Origin of the sequence: Shigella sonnei (genome assembly GCF_002950395.1) — a bacterium.
In the GTDB taxonomy this organism is placed as follows: domain Bacteria; phylum Pseudomonadota; class Gammaproteobacteria; order Enterobacterales; family Enterobacteriaceae; genus ECMA0423.
This window is the reverse complement of record NZ_CP026802.1, coordinates 2595377-2609929: the sequence shown is the minus strand read 5'-3', so window position 1 is coordinate 2609929 and position 14553 is coordinate 2595377. Positions and strand designations below refer to the sequence as shown.

The 14553-nt window shown below is 52.1% G+C and carries 11 protein-coding genes and 1 pseudogene; 8 read left to right on the top strand and 4 right to left on the bottom strand.

The window, feature by feature from the left end; all coding sequences use genetic code 11:
• The first annotated feature begins 40 nt into the window (after positions 1 to 40).
• The 4 genes and pseudogenes from ppnP to C1P89_RS13755 all read left to right on the top strand — a co-directional run bounded on the left by ppnP (position 41) and on the right by C1P89_RS13755 (position 2704).
• A complete protein-coding gene (gene ppnP, locus C1P89_RS13770) occupies positions 41 to 325 on the top strand; it encodes a pyrimidine/purine nucleoside phosphorylase (RefSeq protein WP_000941942.1) in 285 nt (94 codons plus the stop codon).
• Between the two features lie 145 nt (positions 326 to 470).
• Positions 471 to 1817 (top strand): IS4-like element IS4 family transposase, encoded by a 1347-nt coding sequence (locus C1P89_RS13765; RefSeq protein ID WP_000483769.1) that lies wholly within the window; start codon positions 471 to 473, stop codon positions 1815 to 1817.
• Between the two features lie 99 nt (positions 1818 to 1916).
• Positions 1917 to 2252, top strand: a pseudogene (locus C1P89_RS13760) (DUF2773 domain-containing protein); the annotation flags it as partial.
• Positions 2249 to 2704: an SF0329 family protein gene (locus tag C1P89_RS13755; protein ID WP_000194190.1), complete on the top strand. Its 456-nt coding sequence runs from the start codon at positions 2249 to 2251 to the stop codon at positions 2702 to 2704. The pseudogene C1P89_RS13760 and the gene C1P89_RS13755, both read left to right, overlap by 4 nt.
• Before the next feature lie 77 nt (positions 2705 to 2781).
• Here C1P89_RS13755 and rdgC read toward each other — a convergent pair whose 3' ends face one another.
• Entirely contained in the window at positions 2782 to 3693 is a 912-nt protein-coding gene (gene rdgC, locus C1P89_RS13750; protein ID WP_005141011.1) for a recombination-associated protein RdgC, read from the bottom strand.
• A 124-nt stretch (positions 3694 to 3817) separates the two neighbouring features.
• Between rdgC and mak the strand changes: the two genes are divergently transcribed.
• The gene (gene mak, locus C1P89_RS13745) at positions 3818 to 4726 is read left to right on the top strand and encodes a fructokinase (RefSeq protein WP_001219328.1); all 909 of its coding nucleotides are present in this window, start codon (positions 3818 to 3820) and stop codon (positions 4724 to 4726) included.
• Positions 4727 to 4868: 142 nt separating this feature from the next.
• On the opposite strand, the gene araJ is transcribed toward mak, so the two are convergent.
• The 3 genes from araJ to sbcD form a co-directional block, all read right to left on the bottom strand.
• Complete coding sequence (gene araJ / locus C1P89_RS13740; protein ID WP_005141012.1) at positions 4869 to 6053, bottom strand: MFS transporter AraJ; 1185 nt, start codon at positions 6051 to 6053, stop codon at positions 4869 to 4871.
• Between the two features lie 125 nt (positions 6054 to 6178).
• Positions 6179 to 9322 carry an exonuclease subunit SbcC gene (gene sbcC, locus C1P89_RS13735; RefSeq protein ID WP_000698938.1) on the bottom strand — a complete coding sequence of 1048 codons (3144 nt, stop codon included), beginning with the start codon at positions 9320 to 9322 and terminating at the stop codon, positions 6179 to 6181.
• Entirely contained in the window at positions 9319 to 10521 is a 1203-nt protein-coding gene (sbcD, locus tag C1P89_RS13730) for an exonuclease subunit SbcD (protein ID WP_001221319.1), read from the bottom strand. Before sbcD ends, sbcC begins: the two co-directional genes overlap by 4 nt.
• A gap of 189 nt (positions 10522 to 10710) precedes the next feature.
• On the opposite strand from sbcD, the gene phoB reads away from it, so the two are divergent.
• The 3 genes from phoB (at position 10711) to brnQ (ending at position 14479) form a co-directional block, all read left to right on the top strand.
• On the top strand, positions 10711 to 11400 hold the full coding sequence (gene phoB, locus C1P89_RS13725; RefSeq protein ID WP_000113933.1) for a phosphate response regulator transcription factor PhoB: 690 nt from the start codon (positions 10711 to 10713) through the stop codon (positions 11398 to 11400).
• Positions 11401 to 11457: 57 nt separating this feature from the next.
• Positions 11458 to 12753 (top strand): phosphate regulon sensor histidine kinase PhoR, encoded by a 1296-nt coding sequence (gene phoR, locus C1P89_RS13720; protein WP_000893626.1) that lies wholly within the window; start codon positions 11458 to 11460, stop codon positions 12751 to 12753.
• A gap of 406 nt (positions 12754 to 13159) precedes the next feature.
• Positions 13160 to 14479, top strand: a complete 1320-nt coding sequence (brnQ, locus tag C1P89_RS13715) for a branched-chain amino acid transporter carrier protein BrnQ (RefSeq protein ID WP_000149639.1) — start codon at positions 13160 to 13162, stop codon at positions 14477 to 14479.
• Positions 14480 to 14553: the final 74 nt, after the last annotated feature.

Below are 14553 nucleotides of genomic sequence, written 5' to 3'. Positions count from 1 at the left end.
ATAGTGAAGTAGATGTTCAACTACCAGACAGGGCCAGTTTATGCTTCAAAGTAATGAGTACTTTTCCGGCAAAGTGAAATCAATCGGCTTTTCCAGCAGCAGCACTGGTCGCGCCAGCGTGGGTGTTATGGTTGAAGGCGAATACACCTTCAGCACCGCTGAGCCGGAAGAGATGACGGTAATCAGTGGCGCGCTGAATGTGTTACTGCCTGACGCGACCGACTGGCAGGTGTATGAAGCCGGTTCGGTGTTTAATGTTCCCGGTCACAGTGAGTTTCATCTGCAAGTTGCCGAACCCACCTCTTATCTGTGCCGCTATCTGTAATTCCTCGCCTTCCCCTTGAACGGGAGGGCATTTTTCTGAAATATCCTCTCTTTAACCCATAATAATATTTCCTTTGCTGTAATGCCGATCAGTTAAGGATCAGTTGACCGATCCAGTGGCTGTGTAAGAATCCGGAAACGCTCACTTGTTTCCGGATTTTTTTATGCACATTGGACAGGCTCTTGATCTGGTATCCCGTTACGATTCTCTGCGTAACCCACTGACTTCTCTGGGGGATTACCTCGACCCCGAACTCATCTCTCGTTGCCTTGCCGAATCAGGTACTGTAACGCTACGCAAGCGCCGTCTTCCCCTCGAAATGATGGTCTGGTGTATTGTTGGCATGGCGCTTGAGCGTAAAGAACCTCTTCACCAGATTGTGAATCGCCTGGACATCATGCTGCCGGGCAATCGCCCCTTCGTTGCCCCCAGTGCCGTTATTCAGGCCCGCCAGCGCCTGGGAAGTGAGGCTGTCCGCCGCGTGTTCACGAAAACAGCGCAGCTCTGGCATAACGCCACGCCGCATCCGCACTGGTGCGGCCTGACCCTGCTGGCCATCGATGGTGTGTTCTGGCGCACACCGGATACACCAGAGAACGATGCAGCCTTCCCCCGCCAGACACATGCCGGGAACCCGGCGCTCTACCCGCAGGTCAAAATGGTCTGCCAGATGGAACTGACCAGCCATCTGCTGACGGCTGCAGCCTTCGGCACGATGAAGAACAGCGAAAATGAGCTTGCTGAGCAACTTATAGAACAAACCGGCGATAACACTCTGACGTTAATGGATAAAGGTTATTACTCACTGGGACTGTTAAATGCCTGGAGCCTGGCGGGAGAACACCGCCACTGGATGATACCTCTCAGAAAGGGAGCGCAATATGAAGAGCTCAGAAAACTGGGTAAAGGCGATCATCTGGTGAAGCTGAAAACCAGCCCGCAGGCACGAAAAAAGTGGCCGGGACTGGGAAATGAAGTGACAGCCCGCCTGCTGACCGTGACGCGCAAAGGAAAAGTCTGCCATCTGCTGACGTCGATGACGGACGCCATGCGCTTCCCCGGAGGAGAAATGGCGGATCTGTACAGTCATCGCTGGGAAATCGAACTGGGATACAGGGAGATAAAACAGACGATGCAACTGAGCAGGCTGACGCTGAGAAGTAAAAAGCCGGAGCTTGTGGAGCAAGAGCTGTGGGGTGTCTTACTGGCTTATAATCTGGTGAGATATCAGATGATTAAAATGGCGGAACATCTGAAAGGTTACTGGCCGAATCAACTGAGTTTCTCAGAATCATGCGGAATGGTGATGAGAATGCTGATGACATTGCAGGGCGCTTCACCGGGACGTATACCGGAGCTGATGCGCGATCTTGCAAGTATGGGACAACTTGTGAAATTACCGACGAGAAGGGAAAGGGCCTTCCCGAGAGTGGTAAAGGAGAGGCCCTGGAAATACCCCACAGCCCCGAAAAAGAGCCAGTCAGTTGCTTAACTGACTGGCATTATTCCTTTGCTGCGATTTTTTCAATTTCCGATATATTCATAATTCATCAAGGTTGATATAAATATCAGTGAAGATCTCCAGGTATTTTTTGCGGAACTGGCTACGATAAAAGATAAATCAGATGATGAATGGTGGCGTGCATTGCTGCAAAGTCGCAATGATCATTTGCGCCAAACGGCATTACGCAACGCACATACCCCGGCGTCGTTGTTAACGACATTGACTGAGTCTCAGGATCGGTCGCTGGCTATTAATAATCCACAGCTGGCTGCCGATGTGAAAACGGCGTGGTTAAAAGAGGATCTATCATTACTCTTATTTGTCGAACAACCCGATCTTTCGCAGTTACGTGATTTAGTGAAAACCGGGGCAACGCGGAAAATTCGCAGTGAAGCGCGTCACCGGCTTGAGGAAAAACAATGACACAACGTCCATGGAGCAAGTTACAGCGGGAGATCTATGACTTACTGACGCCAACGATCAACCTGCAAATTCACTGTACCCGTTATCTCATGCGCAGCCAAAATGGTGGAAGTACCGATTTACCGCGTTATTGGATCACGTTGGATAAAAACGTGATCTGGGATTACCCGAAAGACTTTATTGCAGGTAACGCTGGAGTGCGTAATTTTCACGGTGAAACTTGCTGGTATCCTTACCTGACGGATATTTGTTCAATTTCTGATTTATTGCGTGAATATATTGATACCCCAAAAGCGGAGCTGTTAACAAAACAATTTACCAGCGATAAATGGGGGTTAGTGAATATTCTGCGTGCTGCTGACAGGCGAATAGGGATGAGGCGATTAGATCAGTTACGGCGTAAAACGCATAATATTGCTGCGCTAAAAATTATTGCTCGCCGTAGCGAATAATTATATGCCTGGTGTGGCTTCGTACGCCGGATAAGACGCGGCAGGCGTCGCATCCGGCATTAAAGGAAAATCAGCAATTAACGTTGTGCTTCGCCACCTAATCCTTCAATCAGGTTTTGAATTAACGCTGCCAGTTCACCAGTCATCAGGATGAAATCGGCATCAAAACGCAGGGCGAAATCTTCACGGTCGATATCTTCGTTTTGATCGCGCAGCTCGTCGCAGAACTTAAGACGCTTGAGCGAACCATCGTCGCACATCACAAACTGAATGCGCTGCTGCCAGTCGAGCGCCAGTTTAGTCACCACTTTTCCGGCTTCAATGTGATTGGTGATCTCTTCGCTGGTCAGATCTTGTTTCTTCGCGCGGATCACGCCGCCATCTTCCAGCAACGATTTCAGCTCGGCTTCATCAAGCAGCTGGAAGCCCTGTGCCGCACTACCGGAGCGAACCCATTCGGTCAGCGTCAGTTCAATCGGGTTTTCCATGCTCAATGGTACAACCGGTAACGACCCCAGGCTTTTACGCAGTAATGCCAGCGTATCTTCCGCTTTTTTGGCACTGGCGCAGTCCACCATAATCAAACCGTTAACCGTGTCGATCCACATCATTGTCTGGCTAAAACGGCTGAAAGCACGCGGCAGCAGAGAGTGCAGCACTTCGTCTTTCAGCGAATCTTTTTCGGTTTTCTTCAGCTTACGCGCCTGTTCCGCTTCCAGTTTGGCGATTTTCGCTTCCAGCGCCTGTTTAATCACCGGAGACGGGAGGATTTTTTCTTCTTTGCGCGCGCAGATAACAATTTGACCATTGGCAACGTGCGTTAACGCATCGCTGTGCGATCCCATCGGAGGAACCCAGCCCATCTTCGCCATGTCCTGGCTGCCGCATGGGGTAAATGCCATCGAGGCTAGCTGTTTTTCCATCTCTTCTGCACGCAGCGAAATCTCGCGGCTAAGACGGTAAACCATTAAATTTTTGAACCACAGCATGATAATTTCCACGGCCTTGTCGTTAAATTTAGCGGGCATGATAACGAATTGTCGGCGGCCTTGCATTGCCAATCCGGTTGTCCGTCTCTACGCTATTGATATTGAAAAAAATAAGGAGAGTACAGTGCGTATAGGTATCGATTTAGGCGGCACCAAAACTGAAGTGATTGCACTGGGCGATGCAGGGGAGCAGTTGTACCGCCATCGTCTGCCCACGCCGCGTGATGATTACCGGCAGACTATTGAAACGATCGCCACGTTGGTTGATATGGCGGAGCAGGCGACAGGGCAGCGCGGAACGGTAGGTATGGGCATTCCAGGTTCGATTTCGCCCTACACCGGTGTGGTGAAGAATGCCAATTCAACCTGGCTCAACGGTCAGCCATTCGATAAAGACTTAAGCGCGAGGTTGCAGCGGGAAGTGCGGCTGGCAAATGATGCCAACTGTCTGGCGGTTTCAGAAGCAGTAGATGGCGCGGCAGCGGGAGCGCAGACGGTATTTGCCGTGATTATCGGCACGGGATGCGGCGCGGGCGTGGCATTAAATGGGCGGGCGCATATCGGCGGCAATGGCACGGCAGGCGAGTGGGGACACAATCCGCTACCGTGGATGGATGAAGACGAGCTGCGTTATCGCGAGGAAGTCCCTTGTTATTGCGGTAAACAAGGTTGTATTGAAACCTTTATTTCGGGCACGGGATTCGCGACGGATTATCGTCGTTTGAGCGGACATGCGCTGAAAGGCAGTGAAATTATCCGCCTGGTTGAAGAAAGCGATCCGGTAGCGGAACTGGCATTGCGTCGCTACGAGCTGCGGCTGGCAAAATCGCTGGCACATGTCGTGAATATTCTCGATCCGGATGTGATTGTCCTGGGGGGCGGGATGAGCAATGTAGACCGTTTATATCAAACGGTTGGGCAGTTGATTAAACAATTTGTCTTCGGCGGCGAATGTGAAACGCCGGTGCGTAAGGCGAAGCACGGTGATTCCAGCGGCGTACGCGGCGCTGCGTGGTTATGGCCACAAGAGTAAAAAACGTAGGCAATTGGCGCATCATGCCTGATGCGACGCTTGCCGCGTCTTATCAGGCCTACAAAATGTGCCAGAACCGCGTAGGGCGGATAAGGCGTTCACGCCGCATCCGGCAATAAGCAACGCGCACCGTGACAGTAATCTACCCCAGTGGTTTCGCCAGCACCGGACTATCCGCCGCTTGCTGGCGCTTATAGCGACCATACAGCAGCAACGATGACATCGCAGCAAACGAAAGCAGGGCGGCAGGCAGCGCCACGTAATTATATGCCAGCCCCAGCGTCAGCATCATACCTCCGCAATATGCGCCGACGGCGCTACCGAGGTTAAACGCTATTTGCCCACCTGCGGCACCTAATAACTCTCCGCCTTTGGCGTTTTGCAGTAACAATATTTGCAGAGGTGCTGAAAGGGCAAATAATCCCGCGCAACAAATAAAAGCAAAAATAAGCGACGTTGTTTTCATGCCGCCGCAGAAAAAGAGCATCAGCAGTGCCAGTACAATGATAAAGTCAGTCACTGCTGCAATGCGCAGTGGTGAATAACGTCCTGAAATCCTGCCACTTAGCATATTTCCCAGCACCATCCCTAGCCCAACTAACATCATAATAAAGGTCATCGCCGTTTCCGAAAAAACGGAAATAAACATCATGTATGGCTTTACGTAGCTGAACCAGGCAAAGACACCTGCGTTGCCAAACATCGTGGCGGCGAAAATTAACCACGGGGCCGGGCTGCGCAAAAAGTGAAATTGTTCGCGCAGATTTCCTTTCGCCTCGTCGCGAATATCTGGCACCCAAAAATAGACCGATGCCATCACCGCAATATTAAAAACAGCGATCAATAAAAAGGTGTAACGCCAGCTAAATTCCTGACTTAAATACGTTCCCAGCGGAATGCCCAGCAAATTGGCGACTGTCATCCCGGAAACCATCCCCGCCACGGCGGCGGTGACTTTTCCGGGTTTGATAATTTTTGATAACACGATCGCGCCGACGCCAAAAAATGCGCCATGCGGAAAGCCGGAAACCAGGCGACCAATGGCAAGCATCAGGTAAGACGAAGAGAGCGTGAACATGGCGTTGCCAATGACGCACAACGCCACCAGAAACAACAAGATATGTTTGAGTGAGTAGCGGCTGGAAAAGAGTGCGATGATTGGCGCACCGACCACCACCCCCAGTGCATAATACGAGATCATATGCCCGGCAGCAGGAATCGAAATTCCTACGTTATGCGCCAGCTCCGTGAGCACGCCCATAATGCCAAATTCGGCCATCCCCAAACCAAACGTGCCCAGAGCCAAAGATAAAATGACTTTTTTCATACCACCATCACAACCACCAGAACGGCTACCAATCACCGTAGCCAATAAAGTGATAGCTTGCAGGATAACGACCAGCAAGGCCAAGAGATAATTCGCCCCTCTGTATTCATTATCCTGCTGAATAGTTATTTCACTGCAAACGTACTTTCCAGTTTGCTGTAGCCCAGGCCGTTGATCTTCTTCACTTTGATCTGCACAGGAATACGCTCTTTCATCGCTTCAACGTGGCTAATCACACCGATGGTTTTGCCACTGGCGTTCAGGGCATCCAGCGCATCAAGGGCGGTATCCAGCGTTTCGCTATCCAGCGTGCCAAAACCTTCATCAAGGAACAGCGAGTCAATACGTGTTTTATGGCTGACCAGATCCGAAAGCGCCAGCGCCAGCGCCAGACTAACGAGGAAACTTTCGCCGCCGGAAAGGGTACGGGTATCGCGTACTGCATCTGCCTGCCAGGTATCAACAACCTCGACTTCCAGCGCCTCGCTGGCTTTGCGCTGTAACAGATAGCGCCCGTGCAGCCGGGTAAGTTGCTGATTAGCGAGATGGACTAAATTATCCAGCGTCAGCCCCTGGGCAAACTTGCGGAATTTATCGCCCTCTTTGGAACCTATTAGCGAATTCAGATATCCCCAGTCCTCAACCTGCTGCGTCATTTGAGCAATTTGCTGCAGTAAGGTTTGTTGTTGCTGACGGTTATCTGCATCCTGCTTCAGCTGCTGGCGAATCTCGCCTTGACTCGTGGTGTTTTCACGCAACTTTTGGTGAGTTTGCGCTAACTCTTGCTGAATCTGCTCCACCGTCACAGTGAGAGCCAACCCGTCAGGTCGGTGTTGTTGATGCTGTGCCAGCGTTTCTGCTGTCTGTGTGACCAGCGTTTGCGCCTGACGGCGCTGGTTTTCCAGATTCTGCTTGAGCTGTTCCAGCTGCGTTAGTGTTTGTTCATCCATTAGCGCCGCAAGGAACGCCTGCTGATCGTCAAAGACGCTGGCCTGTAGCGCGGTGTCAAACTGCGCCTGGGCTTTTTGCAGACTTTGCGCCGCCAGAACATCCTGTTGCTGTAACGTCTGCTGCTGGCTGTGTAATGCGAGACATTGTTCATGAACCTGCCGCCAGTTATCCAGCGCCACAGTTTCTTCGCTGTGCGGGAGATCATCACTTTGCGGCAACGTTTCCAGAATCGGCGTCAGCTGCTGAATACGGTTTTGCAGCGCGGTTAATTCGTTCTGGCGTTGCTGCCAGCTCTGCGCTTCTTGCTGACGTGTCGCCAACCAGCTCTCTTCTTCATCTTCCTGTGGCAATGTCAGTGCATAACCCGTCAATGCCGTTAAGAGCTGCTGCTGGCGTTGTTCAATTTGCTGTTGATACTGGATAATTTGCTGATTATGCGCGGCAATCTGCCCTTGTAATTCATGTCGTTGGCTGAGTAACCGCAGCTGGCGTTCGTGCTCATCTTGTGCATCCAGCCACGGTTGAATATCGTCCTGTGGCTGCAAGGTGATATTGAGGCTGGTCGTGACGGCTTGCCATTGTTGAGTAAGTGCTTGCTCATCTTGTCGGAGGCTTTGCGCTTCGTTTTCATCGCGCTGAAGCTGCTTCGTTAATGCATCCAGTTGCCCGCGCAGCGCCGCACCTTCTTCGCCGAGCTTTTTAACTTCGTTTTCCAGCGTCAGTAATCGAGACTGATTAACACCAGGCTCCAGCGCCTGATACGCCTCGACCGCCGGGTGGCTGGTGGAACCACAAAGTGGACAAGGTTGACCCGCCTGTAACTGTGCACGTTGAGCTTCCAGCGTTTTGATGCGCGCTTCCTGCTCGCAAATGGTTTTCACATCGGCAAGTTGCTGCGTCTTTTCTTTATAACGCTGGCGCATTTCGTTAAGTGCGACATTACGTTGCGTCTGTTCCAGAGTGACATTCTGGATAGTGACCATTAACTGCGCCAGACGTTTTTGTTGGGGAACAATCTGCCCATGCAGCGCGACCAGGCGCTGACGCAGTGGGCGTTGCTCGGAATGTTGCGCCAGGGCGCTAGCAACTTCATCGGCGGTTAACGTCAACGTGATCGCCGCAAGCGCATTAAGTTTTTGCTCAGCATGGGTTAACTGTTGCTGCCATTGCCGCAGATGCTCGCGATCGCTGGTTTGTTGGGAGAACTGCGCACGCCAACCCGCCAGTTCGTTGTTCCACTGACGGAAGCGGTCGTGTTCCTGTAACCAGGTATTCAGGCTTTGTTGCTGCTGCTGTAATTCTGCTGACTGCTTCGCCGCGTGGTGGCGAATGCTCGCGCGAAGCGCCATTGTGCTCTGTAAGCGAGTATTTACTTCTTCAATCTGCTGGCGAATATGCGCCAGCGCCGCGCTGTGTTCTGCGATGCGTTCCCAGTGTGGACGAAGATTTCGTGCCGGTTGTGCCAGACTAAGCGCCGCCAGTTGAGGTTGCGCTTTTTCTTCTTCGGCTAACGCCTGTTGCAAGGCCTGCTGACGGCGGCTGGCTTCTTGCTGCAATTCGTCCTGACGCGTTAACCAGTTTAGCGATTGTTGTTCTTGCTGCTGCGCGGTAATTAACTGTTTTTCTTCGTCAGTAAGTACCTGCAAACTCGCTGTCAGCGATTGCACTTGTTCCGGCGTGAGCAACGTGACGCCGCTGGCCTGCGCTTGCAGCTTCTCCAGCTCTGTGCGGGCCGATTTGTGCTGCTCAAAAACCATCGCCGAGATTTGCCCGTAGATTTCAGTGCCGGTTAACTCCTCGAGCAATTCCGCGCGTTCTTTGGGTTTGGCATTCAGGAAGGCAGCAAATTGCCCCTGCGAAAGCAGCATCGAACGAGTGAAGCGCCCGTAATCCAGCCCGGTTAACGTCGCTGTCAGTTCCAGCTTATCTTTCACTTTGTCGGCGAGAATTTTGCCGTCGGCGCAGCGCGCCAGCTCTACGCGTGGCACCTGCAAATTACCGTCGGGTTGGTTACGCGCCCGATTCTGGCTCCAGAATGCACGGTACGCTTCACCTTTCACTTCAAACTCCACCTCCGCCAGACATTCGGCGGTATCGCGGGTCATGAGATCATTTTGCGATTGTGAAACGTTAGAGAGACGCGGAGTTTCGTGATACAGCGCCAGACAAATGGCGTCCAGCAGGGTGGTTTTCCCCGCACCTGTTGGGCCGGTAATAGCAAACAGCCCGTTGCTGGCGAACGGCTCGCGGGTGAAATCAATCTTCCATTCGCCTTTTAATGAGTTCAGGTTTTTCAGGCGCAGGCTGAGAATTTTCATGCTTCGTGTTCTCCGGCGAGGGTATGCAACGTCGTGGTGAAAAGATGCTGCAGACGTTGCTGCTGCGATTCATCCAGTTCTTCCAGTGCCAGACGGCGATTGAACACCTCTTCGACGCTGAGTTCGCTGAGGGTTTCACGCTGTTGGCTGGCTAACACACGCTCGCGCTGTTCACGACTCCGACGTACCAGCAATACTTCGACAGGCAATGATTCGGTTAATGCCTGGATTTTGCGCTGAATATCATGCAGATACTCATCAGTAGTGATTTCGATATCCAGCCAGACAGGTGGCTCCTGCGATACATCGCGCCACTGTTCCAGCTGTGCGGTAATCGACGCCAGATCGCCTTTCAGCACTGCCATGGGTTGCGTTACCGGTACGTTCAGGTTTTCCACGCTCTCTAATTTGCCGTTTGAAAATGTCACCAGATGGACATATTTACTCTTACCGCATTCATCAAAACTCAGTGGAATGGGGGAGCCGCAATAGCGAACATGTTCCATGCCGCCAATAATCTGTGCGCGGTGAATATGCCCGAGCGCGATGTAGTCGGCTGGTGGAAAGTTTTGTGCCGGAAACGCGTCCAGCGTGCCAATATAAATGTCACGCACGGCGTCACTTTTACTGGCCCCCACGGTCGTTAAATGTCCCGTGGCGATGATGGGCAGAGGCTGATCGCCGCGCAGTTTGCAGGCATCGGCATAGTGTTGTTGGTAATAATCGGTAATCGCTGCCAGTAAATGCTGCTGTTTTTCAATACCGTTAAGCCCCGCCTGGCTGGTAATAATGTCACGCGGACGTAAAAACGGAATGGGGCACAGCACTGCGCCTGGCGTCCCGTCGCGACGAGGCAAGATTTGCGGCGCATGTCCGGCGCTGGCGACCACGGTAGTATTGAGGAACGCCATGATATCGCGCGATTCATTCAGCGTGGCGACCGAGTCATGGTTTCCTGCCAGTACCACCAGATGACAGCCAGTTTGCTGTAAATTGACAACAAAACGGTTGTATAACGTGCGGGCGTAACTGGGCGGCGAGCCGGTATCGAAAACATCACCGGCAACAATAATCGCATCCACCTGATGGGTTTGTGCTGTCTCCAGCAGCCAGTCAAGAAAAGCCTGATGTTCAGCTTCGCGGCTTTTACTGTAGAAGTTCTGGCCGAGATGCCAGTCTGAGGTGTGAAGGATGCGCATAACGGTTCCCTGGCGAAAAAGCATGGGCGCGATTATACCCAAACAGATGTGCCATTTGCTTTTTTCTGCGCCACGGAAATCAATAACCTGAAGATATGTGCGACGAGCTTTTCATAAATCTGTCATAAATCTGACGCATAATGACGTCGCATTAATGATCGCAACCTATTTATTACAACAGGGCAAATCATGGCGAGACGTATTCTGGTCGTAGAAGATGAAGCTCCAATTCGCGAAATGGTCTGCTTCGTGCTCGAACAAAATGGCTTTCAGCCGGTCGAAGCGGAAGATTATGACAGTGCTGTGAATCAACTGAATGAACCCTGGCCGGATTTAATTCTCCTTGACTGGATGTTACCTGGCGGCTCCGGTATCCAGTTCATCAAACACCTTAAGCGCGAGTCGATGACCCGGGATATTCCAGTGGTGATGTTGACCGCCAGAGGGGAAGAAGAAGATCGCGTGCGCGGCCTTGAAACCGGCGCGGATGACTATATCACCAAGCCGTTTTCGCCGAAGGAGCTGGTGGCGCGAATCAAAGCGGTAATGCGCCGTATTTCGCCAATGGCGGTGGAAGAGGTGATTGAGATGCAGGGATTAAGTCTCGACCCGACATCTCACCGAGTGATGGCGGGCGAAGAGCCGCTGGAGATGGGGCCGACAGAATTTAAACTGCTGCACTTTTTTATGACGCATCCTGAGCGCGTGTACAGCCGCGAGCAGCTGTTAAACCACGTCTGGGGAACTAACGTGTATGTGGAAGACCGCACGGTCGATGTCCACATTCGTCGCCTGCGTAAAGCACTGGAGCCCGGCGGGCATGACCGCATGGTGCAGACCGTGCGCGGTACAGGATATCGTTTTTCAACCCGCTTTTAACGCCTTGCTCATCGGACGCAGAGCAGGGCTTATGATTTCTTAACGGGAGTATCTTACGTGCTGGAACGGCTGTCGTGGAAAAGGCTGGTGCTGGAGCTGCTACTTTGCTGCCTCCCGGCTTTCATCCTGGGTGCATTTTTTGGTTACCTGCCCTGGTTTTTGCTGGCATCGGTAACAGGACTGCTTATCTGGCATTTCTGGAATTTATTGCGCCTTTCATGGTGGCTGTGGGTGGATCGCAGTATGACCCCGCCACCGGGGCGTGGTAGCTGGGAACCGCTACTATACGGCTTACACCAGATGCAGCTGCGAAATAAAAAACGCCGCCGTGAACTGGGCAATCTGATTAAACGCTTTCGTAGCGGCGCGGAGTCGCTGCCCGACGCGGTGGTGCTGACCACGGAAGAGAGCGGTATTTTCTGGTGTAACGGTCTGGCGCAACAAATTCTTGGTTTGCGCTGGCCGGAAGATAACGGGCAGAACATCCTTAACCTACTGCGTTACCCGGAGTTTACGCAATATCTGAAAACGCGTGATTTTTCTCGCCCGCTCAATCTGGTGCTCAACACCGGGCGGCATCTGGAAATTCGCGTCATGCCTTATACCCACAAACAGTTGCTGATGGTGGCGCGTGATGTCACGCAAATGCATCAACTGGAAGGGGCGCGGCGTAACTTTTTTGCCAACGTGAGCCATGAGTTACGTACGCCATTGACCGTGTTACAGGGTTACCTGGAGATGATGGATGAGCAGCCGCTGGAAGGCGCGGTACGCGAAAAAGCGTTGCACACCATGCGCGAGCAGACCCAGCGGATGGAAGGGCTGGTGAAGCAGTTGCTAACGCTGTCGAAAATTGAAGCCGCGCCGACGCAATTGCTCAATGAAAAGGTTGATGTGCCGATGATGCTGCGCGTTGTTGAGCGCGAGGCTCAGACTCTGAGTCAGAAAAAACAGACATTTACCTTTGAGATAGATAACGGCCTCAAAGTGTCTGGCAACGAAGATCAGCTACGCAGTGCGATTTCGAACCTGGTCTATAACGCCGTGAATCATACTCCAGAAGGCACGCATATCACCGTACGCTGGCAGCGAGTGCCGCACGGTGCCGAATTTAGCGTTGAAGATAACGGACCGGGCATTGCACCGGAGCATATTCCGCGCCTGACCGAGCGTTTTTATCGCGTTGATAAAGCGCGTTCCCGGCAAACCGGCGGTAGCGGATTAGGGTTAGCGATCGTGAAACATGCTGTGAATCATCACGAAAGTCGCCTGAATATTGAGAGTACAGTAGGAAAAGGAACACGTTTCAGTTTTGTTATCCCGGAACGTTTAATTGCCAAAAACAGCGATTAATCCGCCTTTGTCATCTTTTATTGCCATAAGCCAGTCGATGCTGGCTTATTTTCTTTGCAGTCAAAATACGGGCGTTAGATTTTACAACGGTTGGTGATTTTTTGTTCGCATGATTAGCCATGTCTTTTTCACGGAAATAGTGTTTTATACTGGTTGGTGATTTCTTATCGCTATATACCTCTGGTTTTTAGATCCCTCCTTGCTTTAAAACGTTATAAGCGTTTAAATTGCGCTTCAGGTGCTGTCATACTGACTGCATTAACGCGGTAAATCGAAAAACTATTCTTCGCCGCGCCTGGTTGGGAGTATTTCCCGCTAAAATTGTTTAAATATACCGCTGTATCATCCCCAGGGATTGGCACAAAAATTTAACGTTACAACACCACATCCACAGGCAGTATGATTTATGACCCATCAATTAAGATCGCGCGATATCATCGCTCTGGGCTTTATGACATTTGCGTTGTTCGTCGGCGCAGGTAACATTATTTTCCCTCCAATGGTCGGCTTGCAGGCTGGCGAACACGTCTGGACTGCGGCATTCGGCTTCCTCATTACTGCCGTTGGCCTGCCGGTATTAACGGTAGTGGCGCTGGCAAAAGTTGGCGGCGGTGTTGACAGCCTCAGCACGCCAATCGGTAAAGTCGCTGGCGTGCTGCTGGCAACGGTTTGTTACCTGGCGGTGGGGCCGCTTTTCGCTACGCCGCGTACAGCTACCGTTTCCTTTGAAGTGGGGATTGCGCCGCTGACTGGTGATTCCGCGCTGCCGCTGTTTATCTACAGCCTGGTCTATTTCGCTATCGTTATTCTGGTTTCGCTCTATCCGGGCAAGCTGCTGGATACCGTGGGCAACTTCCTTGCGCCGCTGAAAATTATCGCGCTGGTCATCCTGTCTGTTGCCGCGATTGTCTGGCCGGCGGGTTCTATCAGCACGGCGACTGAGGCTTATCAAAACGCTGCGTTTTCTAACGGCTTCGTTAACGGCTATCTGACCATGGATACGCTGGGCGCAATGGTGTTTGGTATCGTTATTGTTAACGCGGCGCGTTCTCGTGGCGTTACCGAAGCGCGTCTGCTGACCCGTTATACCGTCTGGGCTGGCCTGATGGCGGGTGTTGGTCTGACTCTGCTGTACCTGGCGCTGTTCCGTCTGGGTTCAGACAGCGCGTCGCTGGTCGATCAGTCTGCAAACGGCGCTGCTATTCTGCATGCTTACGTTCAGCACACCTTTGGCGGCGGCGGTAGCTTCCTGCTGGCGGCGTTAATCTTCATCGCCTGCTTGGTAACGGCAGTTGGCCTGACCTGTGCTTGTGCAGAATTCTTTGCCCAGTACGTACCGCTCTCTTATCGTACGCTGGTGTTTATCCTCGGCGGCTTCTCGATGGTGGTTTCTAACCTCGGCTTAAGCCAGCTGATCCAGATCTCCGTACCGGTGCTGACCGCTATTTATCCGCCGTGTATCGCACTGGTTGTATTAAGTTTTACACGCTCATGGTGGCATAATTCGTCCCGCGTGATTGCTCCGCCGATGTTTATCAGCCTGCTTTTTGGTATTCTCGACGGGATCAAAGCATCTGCATTCAGCGATATCTTACCGTCCTGGGCGCAGCGTTTACCGCTGGCCGAACAAGGTCTGGCGTGGTTAATGCCAACAGTGGTGATGGTGGTTCTGGCCATTATCTGGGATCGCGCGGCAGGTCGTCAGGTGACCTCCAGCGCTCACTAAATCACTGAACATTTGTTTTAACCACGGGGCTGCGATGCCCCGTGGTTTTTTATTGTGTTGATGGGTTAGGAATT